We start from the raw sequence: 20,803 nt of genomic DNA on the forward strand, positions 1-20,803 counted from the left end.
GATAAGGAAAAAGGCCAGAAGTGGAAACTTCTGGCCTTTGAAATTCGAACTAGCGTTGAAATGCTTGAGTAAAAGTGATGCTGCGAATGTGGTATTGCTCTTTGTAGTTCAAGATGAACTCTCTTAGCGCTTCTGTCACTGGGAAGACGCAATGAACGTCAAGTCCCTCTAGAAACTGGTTGTCGGCCATATCCCAAAAGCTTTGCAGCGAGTTACAAATAATGGTTCTCATAGTAATGCTCTTTGATTGCTTAATCCCAACTGACTGGGCAAGTAATGAATCGAGCAGTCCGTGCGGTGTCTCGTCACCAAGTTCCTTGGCTCGGGTTAACCCCGATTTGCGCGGATTATAGACGAGTCACCGAACGAAAAAAAGCACAAACTTTGAACAGACAAGATGTAAAGCATTGCATATGGTGTTAACCCTGTTCATCAGCAGGAAATACTAATCTTAGGTCAAAGTGGCAGTGCCAAAATTTTTGAACGACGCTGATAGTTGTACAAACTTTTCTTCGCCATTGGCAGTGAGTCGACGCCAATTTCGTAGAAACCTTGCTCTCTAAACCAATGAACGCTGTGCGTGGTGAGAACAAAAATTTGCTCAATGCCGATGGATTTCGACCGATGCTTCATGTAATTGAGCAGCAACAGGCCACGGTTACCATCGCGATAATCAGGATGAATGGCCACACACGCCATCTCCGCCATATGCTCATCGATATAAGGGTACAAGGCGGCGCAGCCAATGATCAGGCCATCTTTCTCAATGATGGTAAAGCGTTCAACCTCTTGCTCAAGTTGCTCGCGAGAGCGCCTTACTAGAATGCCTTGCTCTTCCAGAGGGCGAATCAGTTCAAGAATGCCGCCAATATCATCAATGCAAGCCTGACGAACTTGCTCAGCACTGGCCATGACCACTTGTGTGCCGATACCGTCAAATGAAAACAGTTCTTGGATTAAAGCCCCATCAATTTTGTAACTGATTAAATGGCTACGGGGAACGCCAGCGCGGCAAGCTGCCACTGCCCCTTTGAGAAAACGCAGTGTGCCGGAATGGAAGTCACTATCGGGATCGACATCGACCGAGAGCTTTTGAATGAATTTCTCCGCATCGCTTGGAAACAACTCGGCGACGGCATTGCCCTCTTCATCAATCACGCCTTGCTCAGAACAAAAGCCAATCAGTTTGTCGGCTTTAAGTTTGATCGCCACTTGTGTTGCTACTTCTTCAGAAAGCAAGTTAAAGCATTCACCAGTCACCGAACTGGCAATCGGCCCCAGCAGTACGATGGAACCTTGATCCAAGGAGCGATTGATGGCCTCGGTATCAATGCGACGAATGCGACCACTGTGGCAGTAATCGACACCTTCATCTATACCTAATGGTTGAGCGATGACAAAATTTCCACTGACCACATTGAGGTGCGTTCCGGCCATCGGCGTATTATTCAAGCTCATGGAGAGGCTGGCTGTGATCGCCAATTGCAACTGTCCAGCAGCTTGCATAACTATCGAAAGTGAGTTTTCGTCAGTCACACGAATGTGTTTGTGATAAGGGGTTTGGCTTGATTGCTTGTCAAGTAATTGATTGATTTGCGGTCTGGCACCATAGACCAGAACCACTTTAACGCCAAGGCTGTGCATTAGAGCTATATCATTAATAATATTGCTGAAGTTTTTGTCAGCGATCGCTTCACCACCAAGGAGAATAACCATGGTTTTGCCGCGGTGCGCGTTGACGTACGGAGTGGATTGTCTGAAACCTTTAACTAATGCCGTGCTGCGAATTTTCACAATATGACTTCCTTGTGACTATTTATGCTGAAATATTGTCTTTTTATTCTCTTGTTGGCAAGCGGTTTTTTATTAATTTAACCACGTTTGATCTGAGTGAGTTGTTTGCTTTGACCAGCGGTGTAACATAGGCGGCTTGTAAACATGAACGAGAAAAAAATGTCTTCTGCCAGTAAAAAGTCAACCGCCGTCAACGGACAGCTACTCACTGAAGAGCTACGTCGTAAAAAACGCAAATTATTAGAGCGAATCTTAATGGGCGTGGCCCTTATTGGAACCGTGATTGTGTTGTTGATGTATGGCGATTTGATTACTCGATTGATCAATCCACCAATGCCGAAAAGCATGATTTACGGCAAATGGGTTGAGCAGGATGTGGCTCCCTATGCTCGTGAGGTGCTGATCCTCAATGAAAGTGGTGTCACCGTTAACGGTTCTTTGGTGACGACCAATTTTGATTTTGATGGCAAGTATTTTGAGTATCGTGTCGGTGGTGAAACTCGTCGCTTTCGATTCATTGGTCAGCAGTACATCGAGATGAAGTTGGATAGTGACGCGCACTACCTTCCCGTTTTTCAATTAGAAGGGAAGCAGAATCTCTCGCTGAGATAAGCAGTGATGCTGCTGCCAAATTGATGTTTTCTCATTCAATATTCGTCATTTTTTTGTAAGGGACTGCAATCGCGTCCCTTTTTCATTTGCACTTAAAATTCGACTTTGTCATGCTGCATCAAATTCTATTTGATGGGTAGTAACCAGTGATTAAAGCTTATTTTCCGCTCTTTGCATCGGTCTTGTTGTTTGGCTGTGCTCAGCCAACCGATCGTGCACAGCAGTATCTCGACAATGAATTCAGTGATGTGCTCAATCGAGTCGATGTAGTGAGCTCGGACAAACCTCGCGACTTCACCGAATTTCAACGTCAATCTGAAGCGGTGATCAGCAATTCACCTAGTCTGGCCAACTTGTATCAACCGCTTTATGAGCGTTTAAATGAGTGGGTACTGCAAAGTGGTGACCCGAGCGAGCTCGGTGCTTATGGTATTGAAACTGCCCAGTTAGGTGGGGGAGATAAGCAAGGTAACGTCCTTTTTACTGGCTATTTTTCACCGGTAATGGAGCTGCGTCATCAAGCCGATGAGCGTTTCAAATACCCAGTTTACGCGAAACCCGATTGCAGTGAAGATTGCCCGACACGAGCTCAGATCTACGATGGGGCACTCGGTGGTTTAGGGCTCGAACTGGGCTACGCAGAGAACATGATTGACCCGTTTATCATGGAAGTGCAGGGCAGTGGTTTTGTCCATTTTGAAGATGACGACACGCTGGAATACTTCGCTTATGCGGGAAAAAATAACAAAGCCTATGTGAGCATTGGCCGCGTGTTGATTGAACGTGATCAAGTCGCAAGAGAGAAGATGTCGTTGAAAGCGATCAAAGACTGGGTGCTTGCAAACGATGAGGCCACCGTTCAAGAGCTGCTCGAACAAAATCCCTCTTTTGTTTTCTTTGAGCCGAGAGCGGCGGCGCCTGTGACAGGTTCTGCAGGTATCCCGCTATTACCTATGGCCTCTGTGGCGGGCGATCGCACAATTTTCCCAATGGGGACACCGATCTTGGCGGAAGTGCCTTTGCTGAATGCGGACGGTACTTGGAGTGGTGCGCATCAACTGCGTTTGTTGATCGTGCTCGATACCGGTGGCGCGGTAAAACAGAATCATCTCGACCTCTACCACGGAATGGGCCCACGAGCGGGCACCGAAGCGGGCCATTACAAACACTTTGGCCGCGTGTGGAAATTGGGCTTGGAAAACTCTCCAACGCAAGCGCCTTGGGCTTTGCCACCAGAAAAGCTACAATAGCGTTTCTCTATCTGGACATTTTGTTGAAGAGTGCGTATAAATCGCACTCTTTGTTTTTCTGGCGACTTTGGAATCATCACTATGCGCGAACTTGATACTCCTGCTTCTGATAGCTACAACCAACGTTTTGGTGGTACGCGCCGTCTATACGGCAACAGCGAAGTCGAGATTCTTCGTGCAGCCCATGTCTGTGTGATTGGTATTGGAGGTGTTGGCTCTTGGGCGGTAGAAGCCCTTGCCCGCACAGGTATCGGCGAACTGACGCTCATCGATATGGATGACGTGTGTGTGACCAATATTAACCGTCAAATTCATGCGATGACGGGAACAGTCGGCCAAAGCAAGATTGAAGTGATGGCAGAGCGCGTCAAACTCATTAATCCTGAGTGTAAAGTGAATCTGATTGACGATTTCATCACACCTGACAATCAACACGAATACCTCAGCAAAGAGTTTGATTATGTACTAGATGCTATTGACAGCGTCAAAGCGAAAGCTTCTTTGCTGGCTTATTGTCGCAGTAACAAAATCAAAGTGATTACCGTTGGTGGTGCAGGGGGCCAAGTGGACCCGACACAAATCCAAGTGACGGATTTGACCAAAACAATCCAAGATCCACTGGCGAAGAAGATCAAGGATACCTTGCGTCGCCATCATAACTTTCCAAAAAATCCCGCACGAAAGTTTGGCATTGACTGTGTCTTTTCCACTGAGCAGCTAAAATACCCGCAAGCGGATGGTTCCGTTTGTAACGTAAAATCAACGGCAGAAGGTCCAAAACGCATGGATTGTGCCAGCGGTTTTGGTGCCGCGACGGTAGTGACCGCGACCTTTGGTTTTGTCGCGGTGGCGCGTATCGTTGAAAAGCTGATCCAAAAGCATAAAAACTAACTGCCTCTAATACCAAGCGGCTTTCTGACGCCGCTTTATGTCATCATCACCTTTAATCCTTATTGTGTAGGAGCCTAGCCATGTCGAATTTGCCAGCCTCGCCATTTGGTAACGAGATTACCAGTGCGGACATCGTCGCAACCATGCAGCAATTCAAAGGTTGGGAAGACCGCTATCGCCAGGTGATTCAATGGGGTAAAAAATTGCCAGTGATGCCTGATGAATTGAAATCTGAGCAGGTTATGGTTGCAGGTTGCGAAAGCCAAGTTTGGTTAGTGGCAGAACAAGACGACGGAATGTGGACATTTTGTGCCGACTCAGACGCGAGAATCGTTCGTGGTTTAATTGCTTTAGTCTTAGCTGCCTACAACGGTAAAACGGCAGAGCAGATCCAAGCCTTTGATATTGAAGCCTACTTTGAGCAGTTAGGCTTAATTGCCCACTTGAGTCCGTCACGCGGCAATGGCCTTAAAGCGATTGTTGAGCAGATTAAAAATATCGCGAGCTAGTTTAAGTTGTTGAAGGCGTAGCGAGCATCTATGTCGGTTTTCGCACGCCTGAACTGCTCTGACAATTCTGATTTTCCCCTCATTTTCTATCTCTATTCGTTCTCATCACTTTCGCTTTTGTGACGGCTTTCATTTGGCCTGTCATTCCCGCCTGCGCGGGAATGACGGATATAGAAAATGGCGAAATTTCTTACAGCCCTCACTTTTGCTCGTCATCCTCGCGAACGCGGGGACCCATTTGTAAAAATATATCCACCGCTTTCTCTAACATAACAATCAAATTCTCTACGTATTCCATGGTGTTATAAATATTATAAATTGCAATAGTGATATTCTTATATGCTTATTTAATGGTGCGAAGTAAGATTTTAATAGTATTTTAAATAGATTAAAAAATCTAATTTTTTAATTGCATTTAAATTAGATGATGCTTTTTAAGCTTTTTCTGTTATAGGTTTTTCCTATTGAATAAATAGATAAGTTTAATTTAATTGAATTGATTTTTTGGTCAACAATTGCGCGGTTAGATTTTTATCAATACACGATCTGGTCTGATGACACTTTTTGCTGTTTTGTTGATACTAGATGACGTGTTTTAAATCTTAATTATGAGATTATATAAAAGAAAGTTATTTAATGGTTGATTTTATGAAAAATATAAAAACTAAACTGCTTGCTGTGCCTGCTATTTTTGTTTTAATTCTTTTAGTACTTTTTTTATTACAAGGAACTCTATTTAAAAATGTTAGAAATGCACTTGATGATATAGTCGTTGAGGTAAATACATTAGATAAAATAAAAAAAATATCAGACTTGTACGCTGTCAATATCGTCGACTCATTTAATAAAAGAGTGGTGGGGATGATTGATCAAAAAGAACTCCTAAATAATATTGAAGTGGCACTTTATCAATCTTCTAAAATTATAGATGATATAAAGTCTGGTAATTTAGATGAAAAAGAATCATTACATATTAAAGAATATGAGGCTCTAACGGATAAAGCAAGGTTGATTATAGAAAAGTATAGCTTAGATTATGATTTATACTCTGATAAGAATAAAATGATTAGTGATGTTTATAATGTAATAGAACCTCTATCTAATGATCTAGAGAAGTTAATAAATATTCAAATAAAAACTGTATCTGTTATTGATGAAAGAGAAATGGAAAACATAAACAGCTTTGAATTTGTTTTTCTGATTGTGATAATATCTAGTGCAATATCTGTGTCTATTTTGTCGTACTTACTTACATCGAAAGAATTGAAGAACTTACCTATTATTGTTAGTTATATAAAATCACTTTCTACTGGGGATTTTAATAAAAGCATATCTGTAAAAGATAAAAAATCAAACAATGAGTTGGATTACATTGTTGATTCAATAGATAATTTGTACTTGAGTCTTTGTCAAATCGCATCTAAGTCTGGGGAGTTGTCTCATGAATTAAGTGGATTTCAGGAAGATATATCTAAAGTGATTCAAGATAGTATGAAAAATGCGGAAGAAGAGTTCAGAGATATTGAACAAGTGGCTGCAGCAGCGAATGAATTATCAAGTACTGCCTCAGAAGTAGCACAGAGTGCTTTTAATGCAGAGAATTCTACTAAATCCAGTTTGGCCGTCGTAGAAAATAGCTCATTAATCTTATCTAAATATGCTTCTATCACTGAGGTGATCACCGGTTCATTTAAGGAAACAAGTCAAATAGTTAATGAACTGAGAAACCACTCTGAAAAAATTAGCACAGTGGTTGATGTTATAAATAATATATCTGAGCAGACAAATTTGTTGGCGTTAAATGCTGCAATTGAAGCAGCTAGGGCTGGAGAGCAAGGAAGGGGATTCGCTGTTGTTGCTGATGAAGTGCGTTCCTTAGCTGCAAAAACACAACAATCAACAGTGGATATTCAGGCAATTATATCTAATTTGCAAACACAATCTAAGAATGCAGATGATCATATGCTAAAAAATGCACAAATGATGGATGAATCAAGAGAAATTGCTGAAGAGTTAAAAGTTGCATTTGAAGATATTTCTCAAAAAGTTAAAGAAATATCGGATATGAATACAATTGTTGCAACTGCTTCAGAAGAGCAGTCTTCTGTTACAGTTGAAATTTCTCAGAGAATAGATGGCATTAATTCCACTGTTAACTCAAACCTAAAGAATCTCGCAAGAACAGGGGATATAAATAGTAATATTTCTGATGTTACTAAAGAGCTAGATAGAGTTTTAAGATTTTTTAAGTTGAGTGCTTAATTATGATTGATAATGTTTATTACAGAGTTATTTCAGAATCTTTGTGTGAAGAGATTATAAGTTATCTAGATAAAGAAAAGAAATTGGCATTAGGATTTATAGATAGAATAAATAATCCTAAAGATGTAGAAAAAATAGTACTAGATCAAATTCAGCTTATAGAGTCTATTACTTTGGATTCTATAGTTCTATCCGATGAAAAAAGAGAGAAGTTAGAGAACAAAAAAAGGGAGTTTATCAGTGTATTGATTGGAAAGTTATAGAAGGTTATTTATGAGCTCAGAACTATATACATTAGAAATAAAAAACAAATCTAAAGAAAAACTGATCAAGTACTATAGTGATTACCCAAGCATCTTTTGGGTTAGGAAAGGTGAAAAGGTAATCTATAGAGATTTTACAAAAGATATTTTACCTCAATCCAGTGTTATGGTTTTGCCATCAAATAAATCACATTTTTTTAAGTTAACTTCTTCGTTTGGTGAGCATGAATCTCTAATTGTTAAATTTAACTACCATCCTGGATTTGATTTGATTTCTAATAGTGAAAAATCAAATTATGGTAACCGAGATTTTATCTATGTTGATGATTCGATATTAAGTACTTTAGAGTTTCTTGTTAGAGTAAAACGGACTAATGGGAGTGTAAAAACACAAAAAAATGCCATTAATGCATTTTATAGCGAACTTTCAGATTGCGGTTTATTACATAAATTATTTCCTCATAAAAGCGAAAAGTATAGTGAACGTTTGCATCGTTTCTTTGAATCAGATCCTCAAGGTAAACACTATATTAATGATACTTGTAATTCATTAGGGATTAGTAGAGCAACATTAATAAGAAAGTTAAAGCTTGAGAATACGAAATATAGAGATGTATTGTCTTCATTTCGAATAAACAAAGCTATAGATATGATGAAAAGCGGTGACTTTAGTCTGTTGGATATTGCATTCTCATCTGGATTTCAGTCTTACGATACATTCAAGAAACACTTTTCAAATAAGATGGATGTTACACCTTTGGATTATTATAAGTACATAAGAAATGGTGAAAACTACCATAGAGGAGAAAAATTATGAGTCTGAGTCGTGTAGATGAAACGTTTATTGCATCCAACGTTGTATCGGTGGAGGACTTTTTAAAAACACCAGTATCCTTAGGAAAGTCTATTCACTGTACATGCCCAATTTTTACCTTGGATAATTACATTAGAAGACGATTAATTGAAATGGATATTCAAGTGCTCTCATTTTCTGATGGAAAGATACTTTACCCTCCCAATTTTTCATAAGAGAAACATTGGTACCAGCTTAAAGAAGGATAATCAATATTTATTGATTATCCTTCTTTCTTATAGTATCGATATTGCCGTTGTTAACGCTGAAATCAATTTCTCGACGTCTTGCATAGTGTTGTAAATGGCGAAAGAGACTCGGACGGTGCCTTTGACACCTAACGCATCCATGAGCGGATGAGCACAGTGATGGCCTGCTCGCACGGCGATACCTTGCTGATCGAGCAGCGTTGCAATGTCTTGATGGTGAACGCCATCCATGACAAAAGTAATCACCGATGCATTGTTTTGATATCCGATCACACGGATATCCTCCATCTCGCGCAGTGCACGGTATGTTGCTGATTGCAATTGGTGCAGGTGAGATTCCACTTCGTCTCGAGCAAAGCCTTGATACCACTCTATTGCCTTAGCAAGCGCAATGGCACCAGCGACATTGGGTGTTCCAGCTTCGAATTTCCCTGGCAGAGCCGAAAAGGTGGTTTTCTCAAACGACACTTTTTCCACCATCTTACCGCCTCCATGCCATGGCGGCATGGCTTCGAGCAGCGCCAGTTTGCCGTAAAGCACGCCAATTCCTGCCGGCGCATAGAGCTTGTGGCCGGAGAACACATAGAAATCGGCGTCCAGTGTGCGCATGTCGACAGGTTCGTGAACGATGCCTTGAGCGCCATCCACCACCACAATGGCACCGTGTTGATGGGCCAACTCGATGATGGACTCGATGGGTTGACGAGTGGCCGTGACGTTGGTGGTTTGAGCGACCGCAACAATCTTAACTCGCTCATTCATCAATGTTTTAAACGATTCGATGTCCAGTTGACAGTCGGCGGTCATGGGGATTTTGACCACTTTGGCGCCCGTCTGCTCTGCTACCATTTGCCAAGGTACAATATTGGCGTGATGCTCCATTTCGCTGACGAGAATTTCATCGCCAACTTGAAGGGTACTTCGGGCGTAAGTTTGAGCAATCAAATTGAGCGCTTCGGTTGCGCCACGTGTCCAAATAATCTCTTTACTGCTTTGTGCGCCAATAAAATGAGCGACGCAGTCGCGTGCGGCTTCAAATTGACTGGTCGCACTGGCGGTCAAGCTATGGCTGCCACGGTGAACGTTCGCATTTTGGCTGCTGTAATACTGGGTGATTGCGTCAATCACACACTGCGGCTTTTGTGTTGTCGCGGCACTATCTAGATAAACCAGTTCGTTTTGATTGACTTGTTGCGCCAAGGCGGGAAATTGTTGGCGAATGGCTTGAACGTCAAACATTACTCTTCACCCAGTTTGTGGTAGTTGAGTACCGGTACCGTCACCATAGGCTCTGCTACTTGGCGCGCGTGCTGTTTGCCAGAAAGTAAAATAATAATTTCCATGGCAAATTCCAGCGCGGTGCCTGGCCCTTGGCTGGTAAGGAGATTGTGGTTCACATCGTAAGTAACGCGCTTAGGACGCCAGTTTTGCTCGCCGATATGAGACATAAAGTTTGGATGGCAAGTCATGATGGCTTTAGGGTAGAGATTGTGATGTTGCAAAACCAGTGCAGGGGCGGCGCAAATGGCAGCGACCAGTTTCCCTTCATACATATGCTGTTTTAACATCTCAATCAGAATTGGGCTATCGCGGAAGGTTTCTGCCCCCGCGACACCACCAGATAGTACAATGACGTCGAACTGTTCGTCGGCCACATCCACCAAACGACATTGTGCGCCGAGGATAACGCCACGAGAGGCTGTTAGGGTCAGCTTACCATCAAAATCGGCACTGGCTACCGTAACGTCGTAGCCAGCACGAGCCATCATATCGATGACCGTCACCGCTTCCATTTCCTCGGTACCGCAAGCAATAGGCACTAAGATTTTTTTATTCATTGTTCTGTCCAGCTTTGTTCAATCTGTTTGATGTGTTGATAAAGTTTAGCGTTTTCCGCTGCATCAATCTGGTGTTTATGCGCTGCTTGCAACAAATATCCAGTGATATAGTCGATTTCAGTGCGGCGTTGATGGAAAACATCTTGTCGCATCGAGGAGTAGTTTTCCGCTGTTGCATGAATCACGTTCATGATCGTTTGCTGCAAGGTATCGAAAGTAACCTCGATCCCTTCTTTGACCATAACGTCAACCAACTCTTGAGTGATGCGCTCAAGCCGTTGATGAAATCTCTCATCGGCCAACTCGCCATTTTTACATTGATGAATTGCTGTTAATGGGTTGATTGCGCAGTTGATGGCCAGTTTGGTCCAAAGCGCCTGTTGGATATTGGGATTCCATGTGACAGACGGTAAGGCGTGATCGAGCACCACTTGAAGGAACTCGCATTGTGCACCTTGTGTATTAAAGCCCCCCAACTGTGTGATGCCTTGCCCAGTGTGCAAGACCTGCTGCGAATGAGGCTTATACGCGCCATGTGTGGTGGTTGCGACAACGATTGGGTTGTGCGTGAGCTGTTCTTCAACCTGAGATGCGGTTCCCATGCCGTTGTGCATCAGCAGGATGATGGTATCTGAGTGGATGTGTGGCAATAAAGGCTCAATCGCCGCCATCACCTGCCATGCTTTCACTGTGACCAAAATGAGGTCAGCACTTTGCAAAGAGGGTAGGTGACGATGTTTAAACGTCATGGCTGATGAATCATCTAGTTGCAAGGGTTGCTCAGATGCATCGCCTCTTCCCCACAATGCGACATTGTGCCCTGCGAGTTTGAGTTTTGTCGCCCAAAGTGAGCCAACAGCTCCCGGGCCTAAAATGAGGATATTCACCAAACACTCTCAGTAAAAAGGTTTGCTGCAAGGATAATGAGGGAAACAAGGAAAGCAAATAAAAATGGCGCCAACAGGCGCCATTTTTGATCTACTTAGGGGTTCAATTAGAACTTGTAAGTCACTGCTACGTAGTGACCAAAGCCAGATGTCTTGCCAGCTAGACCGTCATCTTTTAGGCCATAAACGTCTTTGTAGCCTTTAAGACCGTAACCTACTGCAAAGCGATCTGAGTGCCAGTAGATACCGTTAAACATAGCACCACCGTTAGAGGTGTTTAGAGCTTTGTTGTCATCTTTCATACCAAATTGGTAGTCAATGTAACCTTGGTAAGAAATGAAAGAACCGTTTTCAAAGAAGTAGAATGGCTTGAACCAGTTTGTCGAGATTTGGAAACCGTTCCAATCTTTCATGTTTGAATCGTAAGTTCCGTATAGATTTAGGCCGATTTTGCCCAACCAAGGAACCATCACATCAGAACCAAGACCGATCTTTTGTGTGTTTACTGTTTCACTTGGAACACAAGTAGATTGGTCTGGTGTACAGTTTGTTGCACCACCGCCGCCCCATTCCATAAGAGTTGCAACATAAAGCTCTTGGACTGGACCGAAAGAAAGGTCTTTGCCTGTTACCGCATCTAGAGACATACGAGGTGCAAACTTCATAAAGATTTTATCTTTACCAGACTTATCACTGCCTTTGTCTGATGTCAGGTTGAACACATCAACGTAGCCATATAGGTCGAAAATACCAGAGCGACCACCAAATTCCATCTCTAGGTAATCATGTGAAGATTCACCTGGTAGCTCGTCAATTGCAGCCATTAGGTTAAATTGCATCCACTTGTAATCGTTTTTGTGGATATCGCCATCTGAGTAGTCAGCGGCCATAACTGGTGCTGAAGTTGCTGCTAACAGACCAAGAGTTAATAGTGATTTACGCATAAGGGGAACTCTCTATATTTGTAACGGTGTTTAGACGCTAATCCTTGCGCTACGTGTTATCCGATTTGCGCGCATCATAGCGATTTAAATCTCAAATAAAAGTGACTTGAGTGCAATTTTTCATCAATTTGAGTGATGTGGATCTCCTTTTGAATCGAAAGTTGGGAACTTTTCTTTTGCTATAAATCTAGATGCATTTGTGATTTTGTTGAAATTGAGAGCTGTATGTAATTTGTTAATGCGTGGAGGGAATGTGATCTAGGTAAAGGTTTGCGCGTATAAAGTGGCGTGATTTTTAAGCGGGGTGATTATGAGAGAGTTGATGCTTTTTCCGTTAAGTTCGACGGTTTTGCCGGATGGGAAAATGAAACTTCGTATTTTTGAACCTAGATACCAACGAATGGTGAAGCAGTGCTGTGAACAAAATATCAGCTTTGGCATGTGCTTGGTCGATAGTAGTAGTGGGGCAAGCCGGTTGTCGTCGCTTGGCACAGAAGTCAAAATTATTGATTTTGATTCATTGTCGGATGGATTGCTGGGGATTACGGTGTTGGGATTACAACGCTTCACCATCAAACAAGTCCGTGTTGAGGAAGATGGCCTGCGCATAGCTTCGGTGGAGCAACTGACACAGTGGCCAACCATTGAGCTCAAGGCCCCTCAGAAATACATTGGCGACCAGTTACAGCTGGTTCACCGTCAATTTCCAGAGCTTGGTGAGTTGTATCCTGAAAGTGACTACCAAGACGCCAATTGGGTGGCAAGGCGTTGGCTTGAGATATTACCGCTCTCAGTTAAACAATTTGACCATTTGGCAGGAACGCAAAACTGTGATGCGGCGATGCGCTTTTTGTCTGAGGTAGTCGAGAAGGCTTCAGGCGAGGGAAAGGCTAAACTGAATTAAATGGCAAATAATTTGTAGGATCTGATGATCGTTTTTCTGTGGAATACGTATCAGGGTAAGTTTAAGTAAAGTCGGCGACAAAAAGGATAAGTTATGCGGACTCCGGTAGCGAACAGCCCTAGCTCGATGTCTAAGCAAGACTGGGCCGAGTGCATGGCGAAAGTGAAAGACAAAGACAAGCAAGCATTTGCCGTCGTGTTTCAACACTTTGCGCCCAAGTTAAAACAGTTTGCGTTTAAACATGTTGGCAATGAGCAAGTTGCCATGGAAATGGTGCAGGAAACCATGACAACAGTGTGGCATAAAGCACATCTGTTTGACGCTGAGAAAAGTGCGCTGTCGACTTGGGTCTACACCATCATCCGTAATCTGTGCTTTGACTTACTTAGGAAGCAGCGCGGCAAGGATTTGCACATTCATGCAGACGATATTTGGCCGTCAGATTACTATCCTTTAGACCTTGTTGAACGCTATAGCCCAGAGCAAGACATGCTCAAAGAGCAGGTTATGCGTTTTTTGGATTGTTTACCCAAGGCCCAGCGAGATGTTCTGCAGGCTGTTTATATAGAAGACTTACCTCACCAGCAGGTTGCTGAGATGTTCGACATTCCTTTAGGTACCGTTAAATCACGATTGAGATTGGCAGTAGAAAAGCTTAGACACACAATGCAGGCGGATAAATTATGAGTACACATCCTAACAACATGTTGCTACAGGCGTACGCAAGTGGAGAAATTGATGCTGTCTCTGGTCTAGTCGTTGCAACGCATCTAGAAGTTTGCCCTGATTGTCGAGATCTGGTTGCTCAATTTGAGGGGGAGCAAGCGCAACATTTTGCAGCTGGGAAGCAAGATGAAATGAGTGCGCTGTCGCTGTTTGATGCGATGTTTGATGACATCGTTCAAAGTGATGTGAAAGAAGATGTGCGAGAGGTCTACGAACCAAGATACATTGAGGTGAAGGGGAAGCGTTTTGTTCTTCCACAGACACTTTGCCGTTATGCAGACCTAATGTCGGAATGGCGCAGTTACGGTGGCAAGGTGTTCAGTTCACAATTGGATTTTGGTGAAGAGGCAAGAGTGAATCTGATGTACATCAGCGAAGGCGTACAGATCCCGCAACACACCCACAAAGGGTTGGAAACAACATTGGTGCTACATGGCAGCTTTAGTGATGAAGATGGTGAATATCAGCAGGGTGATTTCATGCAGCGTGACGCCAGTGTGAAGCACAGTCCTAAAACCAAAGCTGGGGAAGATTGCTTGTGCCTAACCGTGCTGACCGATCCACTGATTTTTACCCAAGGGGTGGCCAGAGTCTTTAATTTGTTTGGTAAAGGACTTTACCCTTAACCAGAGATGATCGGCGCTGCCTTCAAAATGAGAATGCATCAAACGAGAAAAGGCTTGCCAATGCAAGCCTTTGTCGTGAAGGAGCCACGCACACAAAGTGGATTTAACTTTGTTGTGCGTCGATGTTGTCGTGAGGTTTTGGCTCTTCTTCGCTCGATTCCTTTCTCGCTTTTTCAAGCAAATCATGGAAGTAATGACGCAGCGAATAGAGCATGATCAAGCTTGGGATAACCATCAGAGCTGTAATAACAAAGAACACAGACCAGTTGTCCAAGTAGTCCACCAACTCACCACTAAAGGAGGCTAAGGTCGTTCGACCAAAGTTACCCAGTGATGCCAGCAGAGCGTACTGCGTCGCCGAGAAGGCTTGTCCCGTCACCATGGTTAAGAAGGAGACGAACGCAACGGTTGAAAACGCAGAAGTAAAGTTGTCGACAATCAACGTCGCCAAGAACAGATTTTCATTCGGACCGACTTGCGCCATCCAAGCGAACATCAAGTTACTGGCTGCCATAGCGATTCCGCCAATCATCAAACCACGAACAATACCGAATTTAACGTTGATCATGCTGCCGACCAGCGTAAAGAAGATGGTGATACCCCAACCAAGCAACTTAGAGTAATAGCCAATTTGCTCATTGCTAAAGCCCACTTCTTTGTAGAAAGTGATCGACATTCGGCCTAAGAACGCTTCGCCAATCTTAAACAAGAAGACAAAGAGCAGTAGAGTCAGTGCCACTCGGACGCCATTACGCTTGAAGAAATCAAGGAAAGGCTCGACCACGGTGACCGTCAACCATGCGACCACTTTGGAACCCACCAATTGGTTGTGGCGCTGTTCGGCCTCTTGTTGCAATTGCTCTCGGCGCGTGGTGGGCTCGCCAACCAGTAACGTAAAAATCATCAAGAGCGCGACAATGGCCGCCATGCCGTAATATACGCCGTTCCAGCCGATTGAATCGGCATTAATAAAGGCGAGATAACCAGGCAAGGAATAGCCTGTCCACCAACCAATAACAGCCATCGCCGATGCTTGTGGCAGTTTGGATGAATCGGATTTCGGGAAGGTATCGATACGGAACGCATCGATAGCGATATCCTGTGTTGCTGAAGCGATGGCGATGCCAAGTGCAAGCGCCGACGTCAGCATGAGATTGTTGGCCGGATTGACTCCTGCGATCAACAAAGTACAAATCAGTACTAAGGATTGGCAGAGAAATATCCAACTGCGGCGTTGACCCAGAGAGCGATGAAGTAGAGGAAGCTTTACTCGGTCTACCAAAGGTGCCCAAAGAAAGTTAATGGCGTACACAGCAAAGACACTGCCAAAGTAGCCAATAGCAGCACGCGTCAAACCCGCATCTTTTAGCCAGCCAGACATGTTTGAACCAATGAGCACCCACGGGAAACCACTGGAACAGCCCAGCATAAAGACCCAAAGCAAGCGTCGATCAAGATAACTTTGTACAGTTTCACGCCATGAAACTGTTGGTGATGAAGACATAACCTATCCTTGTAGTTAGTAGAATACGCCCCTTGCGTTGCAAAGGGCGGGGATATTTATGGGAGTAGTGTGGCCTTGGTGATCACGATTGGTTCCACGGGAATATCTCTCATGTAGCCTTGGCTTTTGGTCGGTTTGCTCGCCATCTGTTGAATGACGTCAAACCCTTCGGTGACTTGACCAAAAACGGCGTAACCTGGAGGTTGGAGGTCATAGTCGAGAAACTCGTTATCCACCAAGTTGATAAAGAATTGTCGTGTCGCAGAGTTAGGATCTTGAGTTCGAGCCATTGCGATAGAGCCCGTCACGTTCTTCAGACCATTACTTGCTTCGTTCTTTATTGGTGCGTAACTGGGTAGACGATTCATTTTCTCATCAAAACCACCACCTTGCGCCATAAAACCAGGAATGATACGGTGAAATTGAGATCCAACGTAACTGCCATCTTTCACGTATTTTACGAAGTTTTCGACGCTAATCGGCGCTTTTTCTTCATTTAACTCAACAGTGAAATTCCCCAGAGAGGTTTCGAATTCAACTTTTGGCCCCGCCAAGGCGAGGCTACTCGTGAGTACGAGTGATGCACAGATAACTTTGAGCATTAGAAACGTTCCTTCATGTAGCTTTGCAGTTCTTGGTCATTGGCAATCTCAGCAAGGACTAATGTGATCACATCATTTAGCACTTTTTCCACTTCTTGATCAGAAGCGCTGAGCATACCACTACGAGTCGCACTGCCATTGTATGTTTTGACCAGTTTCCCTTTCGGTGTCTCTGCGGTGATTTCTAGAATCACTTTCGCGTCCATTTCGTTTTCCATTACGGAATGCTTTACATTGACCAATGCTTCTTGAACTTCAAGGCTGATCAGGTTGTTACTGTTTAAATCCGCTTTGTAGCCTTGTGACGCGAACTGCTGCTGCAGCAAGGTTTCAAGCGTAATGCGCATGTTTTGTTTAGCGTGTAGCGGTAGGATGTTCGAACGGCCACTGTCAATCAGCGCTACGTACTGCGCTGCACGTACATCTTTACTGGTCATGCTGTATGTTTTGTTCTGCACCATTGGATTTGTACTCAACGTTGCGGTTGGCGCAAGATTAAGTTGTTCTGGTTGAGGGGCTGAACAAGCAGAAAGTAGTGCGATAGACGCAGCTAAAACCAATTTTTTCATCGTATATTCCTTTTCTAGCAGCAGAGGCTGTACGTAAACGTATATTAAAGTGAAGATTGTCTTTAATTAAAACTAGCAGGCTATTTAGTTGCCTGTAAAATCACAAACTTACTATTAGAAGCGACTAATTTCACATTCTTGTCACCATAAAGGCGCTTGAGTTTTCCATCATAACCAAGGTGGCGATTGCCGATCACTTGCAGTTTGCCCCCTCTTTTAAGGACACGTTTGGCGTCGCAAAACATCTGCCAAGCAATGTGATCCGTGATCGCTTGTTGTTGATGGAAAGGGGGGTTGCATAAAATCAGATCGGCGATCTCGCCTGCAAACCCGTCCAAACAGTTATTGGCAATATACTCAGCATCCACTGATGCTGTGACATTTTCTTGTAAATTGAGGCGAGCGGACTCAATGGCCATGTAGCTTTCATCCACCAAGGTGAATTTCGCTTTCGGGTTGAGCTGCGCGGCTTTGACGGATAACACCCCGTTACCACAGCCTAAATCGATAATGTGCTTGAGGTTATCATCTTGCGGGATGTGCTCGAGCATAAAACGCGCGCCCAAATCGAGACTCTCACCAGAATAGACGTTTGGCAAGTTGTTGAGTGTCATCTTGTGTTCTTCAACATTCCAACGAGTCACTGGGCTGATGTCATTCATTTGCGCACAGTCTGCTTGGCAAAAAACGAGACGATGTTTTTTCCAAGCAAGAGAGGTTTTTGTGGTCCCTAGATACTTTTCAAACAGTTTGAGGGTTGAGGTATGGATTTCTTTGGCTTTATTCACGGCGACCACTGGGACGTCTGGTGAGAGCGTTTTACGCAATTGAGTTAACTGCCAAGTCAAATGACGGTTGTTTTTTGGAAGTTGAAATAACACCAAACTGGTCTCTGTAGGAATTGCGTCTAGCGTGGTCAGTAGCTTTACTTCACGGCATTGATTTCGTTGTAAATTTTCTTTTGCCCCTTGCTGAGAGATAAAAGAATCACTCATCATAGTGACTTGGTGTTGAGCAGAAAACCAGCATGATAGAGCGCCGAAGTGATCGTTCAGGATAAGAATATTCTGTGGGGTGTCTAAGGCCAACTCTTCCACATAATTGATCAAGTATTCATCGCCCGCGTCCCATGCTTGCAGGGTTTCATTGGCGTTGTTTGGGTATCTGAATAGGGTGAGTTGTCGGTCAAAGAGATTGAGTTCGGTTTTCATACAATGGTGTTTGTTTCATTGAGTTTTAACGATATTCTCGCAGAAGGATAGCAAACAAGATAGGCACAGCTAGCAAAAAACACTCAGGGATCTTCGTCTAAGTAGTGAGACATTGTTAGAATGATGGCTGTTATTTAAGTGTGTGTAAGAAATTTCACGTTGGTTCGACTTATACTTTTTAAGTCGGTGAGTAGAGAGGGTTTGAATATGATTCAAGAAATCATAGAGACAAAATTACACAATACATTTGAACCTAGTCACTTGAGTGTGGTGAATGAGAGCTACATGCACAATGTACCACCGGGTTCGGAAAGTCACTTCAAGGTGATTGTGGTGAGCGATCTTTTTGAAGGTAAAAGATTGATCGCCAGACATCGTTTAGTGAATCAAGCATTGGCGAATGAGTTGGAAAATAACATCCACGCTTTGGCGATTCATACCTATACTGTTCAGGAATGGAAGCTACAGCGAGATGGCGCGCCAGATAGCCCGATGTGTATGGGTGGTACCAGCCACTGAGCGATTTCTAACCTGAAGTGTTAAATTTTCAGTTGTTCTATTCAAAAAGATGGTCAAGCCATCTTTTTTTCTATGTGTACAAAACCGACAAATTGCGTGACAAATTTGGTTAAGAAATGCGTTAACACTGTTTCAACAAATGAACAGAATGAATAGGATGTTTCAAACTATGAATCTCACCTATTCATCTGGCACGATGGTTTTGGGCCATTTGTGCGACGTGTCAAAGTTATGAACAATAGTTAGCCTATATCTATCAATTCTTTCCAAATAATACGGCTAATGCGTTTATTGGTCATGGCATCGCGTTTGGAAAAGATGCTAAACTATCGCACCTGATAAATCTCTCCACTAAACTGTGAAGCGATTTTTAATAGGATGTTGCGATTTTGGCGTTTAAAACATCGCCAAAACCGGACACTGATGTCGTGTCTAAAAGTTACGCAATCATAAAGAATCTTTTTCCCGATAAAAGTAGTGCAAGTGCGTATGATTACAATAAAGAAGGGTTTGGACCTTCCTATCGCAGGAGCTCCTTCCCAGGTGATTAATGATGGTAAATCCATCACAAAAGTCGCCTTGCTTGGCGAAGAGTACGTTGGCATGCGTCCTACGATGCATGTTCGCGTTGGTGATGAAGTGAAGAAAGCCCAAGTTCTTTTTGAAGACAAAAAGAACCCTGGCGTGAAATTTACTTCTCCAGTGAGTGGTAAAGTTATCGAAGTGAATCGTGGCGCGAAGCGTGTACTTCAATCTGTAGTGATTGAAGTGGCAGGCGACGAGCAAGTGACCTTTGATAAGTTTGAAGCCTCTCAACTAGCAGGTCTTGATCGCGAAGTGATCAAAACTCAGTTGGTTGAATCTGGTCTTTGGACCGCTCTGCGTACTCGTCCGTTCAGCAAGGTTCCAGCAATTGAATCGACAACTAAAGCGATTTTCGTTACCGCAATGGATACCAATCCATTGGCAGCGAAGCCTGAGTTGATCATCAATGAACAAGCGGAAGCGTTTGTTGCTGGTTTGGATGTGCTTTCAGCCCTAACAGAAGAGAAGGTTTACGTTTGTAAATCTGGTACGAGCTTACCTCGTTCTTCTCAGTCTAATGTGGAAGAGCACGTATTTGACGGCCCACACCCAGCTGGTCTAGCGGGTACCCACATGCATTTCCTCTACCCAGTGAATGCAAACAACGTGGCATGGAGCATCAACTACCAAGACGTGATTGCGTTTGGTCAGTTGTTCCTAACTGGTGAACTTTTCACTGACCGTGTTGTTTCTCTAGCGGGTCCTGTTGTGAATAACCCTCGTCTCGTTCGTACCATCATGGGTGCAAGCTTGGATGAGCTAACCGACAGTGAAATGATGCCAGGCGAAGTTCGTGTGATTTCTGGTTCAGTACTGACTGGTACTCATGCCACTGGTCCTCACGCTTACTTGGGGCGTTACCACCTGCAGGTTTCTGTTCTGCGTGAAGGTCGTGACAAAGAACTGTTTGGCTGGGCGACGCCTGGTAAGAACAAGTTCTCTGTAACCCGTTCTTTCCTTGGTCACTTGTTTAAAGGTCAGTTGTTCAATATGACAACCACCACAAACGGTAGTGATCGTGCAATGGTTCCAATCGGTAACTACGAGCGTGTAGTGCCTCTTGATATGGAACCGACTCTGCTGCTTCGTGATCTATGTGCAGGCGATACTGACAGTGCTCAAGCACTGGGTGCGCTAGAACTGGATGAAGAAGATCTAGCATTGTGTACCTTTGTATGCCCAGGTAAATACGAGTACGGTCAACTGCTACGTGACTGCCTGAATACAATTGAGAAGGAAGGGTAA

Annotated in this window: 22 protein-coding genes; 12 read left to right on the forward strand and 10 right to left on the reverse strand. The window is 43.7% G+C overall.

The window, feature by feature from the left end:
- Window positions 1–49: 49 nt before the first annotated feature.
- Window positions 50–232 (reverse strand): hypothetical protein, encoded by a 183-nt coding sequence (locus VV1_RS08500; protein ID WP_011079706.1) that lies wholly within the window; start codon window positions 230–232, stop codon window positions 50–52.
- A gap of 224 nt (window positions 233–456) precedes the next feature.
- The gene (argA, locus tag VV1_RS08505; RefSeq protein ID WP_011079707.1) at window positions 457–1,794 is read right to left on the reverse strand and encodes an amino-acid N-acetyltransferase; all 1,338 of its coding nucleotides are present in this window, start codon (window positions 1,792–1,794) and stop codon (window positions 457–459) included.
- A 144-nt stretch (window positions 1,795–1,938) separates the two neighbouring features.
- Between argA and VV1_RS08510 the strand changes: the two genes are divergently transcribed.
- The 7 genes from VV1_RS08510 (at window position 1,939) to VV1_RS08540 (ending at window position 8,398) form a co-directional block, all read left to right on the forward strand.
- The gene (locus VV1_RS08510; RefSeq protein WP_011079708.1) at window positions 1,939–2,406 is read left to right on the forward strand and encodes a DUF2850 domain-containing protein; all 468 of its coding nucleotides are present in this window, start codon (window positions 1,939–1,941) and stop codon (window positions 2,404–2,406) included.
- 146 nt (window positions 2,407–2,552) lie between these two features.
- A complete protein-coding gene (mltA, locus tag VV1_RS08515) occupies window positions 2,553–3,656 on the forward strand; it encodes a murein transglycosylase A (RefSeq protein ID WP_011079709.1) in 1,104 nt (367 codons plus the stop codon).
- Between the two features lie 81 nt (window positions 3,657–3,737).
- Window positions 3,738–4,547, forward strand: coding sequence for a tRNA cyclic N6-threonylcarbamoyladenosine(37) synthase TcdA (gene tcdA / locus VV1_RS08520; RefSeq protein ID WP_011079710.1), 810 nt, complete (start codon window positions 3,738–3,740; stop codon window positions 4,545–4,547).
- Window positions 4,548–4,627: 80 nt separating this feature from the next.
- Window positions 4,628–5,056: a cysteine desulfurase sulfur acceptor subunit CsdE gene (csdE, locus tag VV1_RS08525; protein ID WP_011079711.1), complete on the forward strand. Its 429-nt coding sequence runs from the start codon at window positions 4,628–4,630 to the stop codon at window positions 5,054–5,056.
- Window positions 5,057–5,704: 648 nt separating this feature from the next.
- Entirely contained in the window at window positions 5,705–7,318 is a 1,614-nt protein-coding gene (locus VV1_RS08530; protein ID WP_043921087.1) for a methyl-accepting chemotaxis protein, read from the forward strand.
- Window positions 7,319–7,320: 2 nt separating this feature from the next.
- The gene (locus tag VV1_RS08535) at window positions 7,321–7,581 is read left to right on the forward strand and encodes a hypothetical protein (RefSeq protein WP_011079713.1); all 261 of its coding nucleotides are present in this window, start codon (window positions 7,321–7,323) and stop codon (window positions 7,579–7,581) included.
- A 10-nt stretch (window positions 7,582–7,591) separates the two neighbouring features.
- Entirely contained in the window at window positions 7,592–8,398 is an 807-nt protein-coding gene (locus VV1_RS08540) for a helix-turn-helix domain-containing protein (protein WP_043920949.1), read from the forward strand.
- A gap of 272 nt (window positions 8,399–8,670) precedes the next feature.
- Here VV1_RS08540 and csdA read toward each other — a convergent pair whose 3' ends face one another.
- The 4 genes from csdA to VV1_RS08560 form a co-directional block, all read right to left on the reverse strand.
- Window positions 8,671–9,882, reverse strand: coding sequence for a cysteine desulfurase CsdA (gene csdA, locus VV1_RS08545; protein WP_011079715.1), 1,212 nt, complete (start codon window positions 9,880–9,882; stop codon window positions 8,671–8,673).
- Window positions 9,882–10,481, reverse strand: coding sequence for a DJ-1 family glyoxalase III (locus VV1_RS08550; RefSeq protein ID WP_011079716.1), 600 nt, complete (start codon window positions 10,479–10,481; stop codon window positions 9,882–9,884). Before VV1_RS08550 ends, csdA begins: the two co-directional genes overlap by 1 nt.
- Window positions 10,478–11,368 carry a 2-dehydropantoate 2-reductase gene (gene panE / locus VV1_RS08555; protein ID WP_181390787.1) on the reverse strand — a complete coding sequence of 297 codons (891 nt, stop codon included), beginning with the start codon at window positions 11,366–11,368 and terminating at the stop codon, window positions 10,478–10,480. Before panE ends, VV1_RS08550 begins: the two co-directional genes overlap by 4 nt.
- 107 nt (window positions 11,369–11,475) lie before the next feature.
- A complete protein-coding gene (locus VV1_RS08560) occupies window positions 11,476–12,312 on the reverse strand; it encodes a nucleoside-specific channel-forming Tsx family protein (RefSeq protein ID WP_011079718.1) in 837 nt (278 codons plus the stop codon).
- Between the two features lie 310 nt (window positions 12,313–12,622).
- On the opposite strand from VV1_RS08560, the gene VV1_RS08565 reads away from it, so the two are divergent.
- From VV1_RS08565 to VV1_RS08575, 3 genes are all read left to right on the forward strand, one after another.
- Window positions 12,623–13,216, forward strand: coding sequence for an LON peptidase substrate-binding domain-containing protein (locus tag VV1_RS08565; protein ID WP_011079719.1), 594 nt, complete (start codon window positions 12,623–12,625; stop codon window positions 13,214–13,216).
- A gap of 93 nt (window positions 13,217–13,309) precedes the next feature.
- The gene (locus tag VV1_RS08570) at window positions 13,310–13,903 is read left to right on the forward strand and encodes an RNA polymerase sigma factor (RefSeq protein ID WP_011079720.1); all 594 of its coding nucleotides are present in this window, start codon (window positions 13,310–13,312) and stop codon (window positions 13,901–13,903) included.
- Complete coding sequence (locus VV1_RS08575) at window positions 13,900–14,568, forward strand: ChrR family anti-sigma-E factor (RefSeq protein WP_011079721.1); 669 nt, start codon at window positions 13,900–13,902, stop codon at window positions 14,566–14,568. Before VV1_RS08570 ends, VV1_RS08575 begins: the two co-directional genes overlap by 4 nt.
- 103 nt (window positions 14,569–14,671) lie before the next feature.
- Here VV1_RS08575 and VV1_RS08580 read toward each other — a convergent pair whose 3' ends face one another.
- From VV1_RS08580 to VV1_RS08595, 4 genes are all read right to left on the reverse strand, one after another.
- Window positions 14,672–16,072, reverse strand: coding sequence for an AmpG family muropeptide MFS transporter (locus VV1_RS08580; protein WP_011079722.1), 1,401 nt, complete (start codon window positions 16,070–16,072; stop codon window positions 14,672–14,674).
- A gap of 56 nt (window positions 16,073–16,128) precedes the next feature.
- A complete protein-coding gene (locus VV1_RS08585) occupies window positions 16,129–16,674 on the reverse strand; it encodes a peptidylprolyl isomerase (RefSeq protein WP_011079723.1) in 546 nt (181 codons plus the stop codon).
- A complete protein-coding gene (locus VV1_RS08590) occupies window positions 16,674–17,243 on the reverse strand; it encodes a YajG family lipoprotein (RefSeq protein ID WP_011079724.1) in 570 nt (189 codons plus the stop codon). Before VV1_RS08590 ends, VV1_RS08585 begins: the two co-directional genes overlap by 1 nt.
- Window positions 17,244–17,323: 80 nt before the next feature.
- Window positions 17,324–18,454: a methyltransferase gene (locus VV1_RS08595; protein ID WP_011079725.1), complete on the reverse strand. Its 1,131-nt coding sequence runs from the start codon at window positions 18,452–18,454 to the stop codon at window positions 17,324–17,326.
- Window positions 18,455–18,661: 207 nt separating this feature from the next.
- On the opposite strand from VV1_RS08595, the gene VV1_RS08600 reads away from it, so the two are divergent.
- Together VV1_RS08600 and VV1_RS08605 are read left to right on the forward strand one after the other, a co-directional pair.
- Entirely contained in the window at window positions 18,662–18,973 is a 312-nt protein-coding gene (locus VV1_RS08600) for a BolA family protein (RefSeq protein WP_011079726.1), read from the forward strand.
- A gap of 489 nt (window positions 18,974–19,462) precedes the next feature.
- Window positions 19,463–20,803, forward strand: a complete 1,341-nt coding sequence (locus VV1_RS08605) for a Na(+)-translocating NADH-quinone reductase subunit A (RefSeq protein ID WP_011079727.1) — start codon at window positions 19,463–19,465, stop codon at window positions 20,801–20,803.

Origin of the sequence: Vibrio vulnificus CMCP6 (genome assembly GCF_000039765.1) — a bacterium.
Lineage (GTDB): Bacteria > Pseudomonadota > Gammaproteobacteria > Enterobacterales > Vibrionaceae > Vibrio > Vibrio vulnificus_B.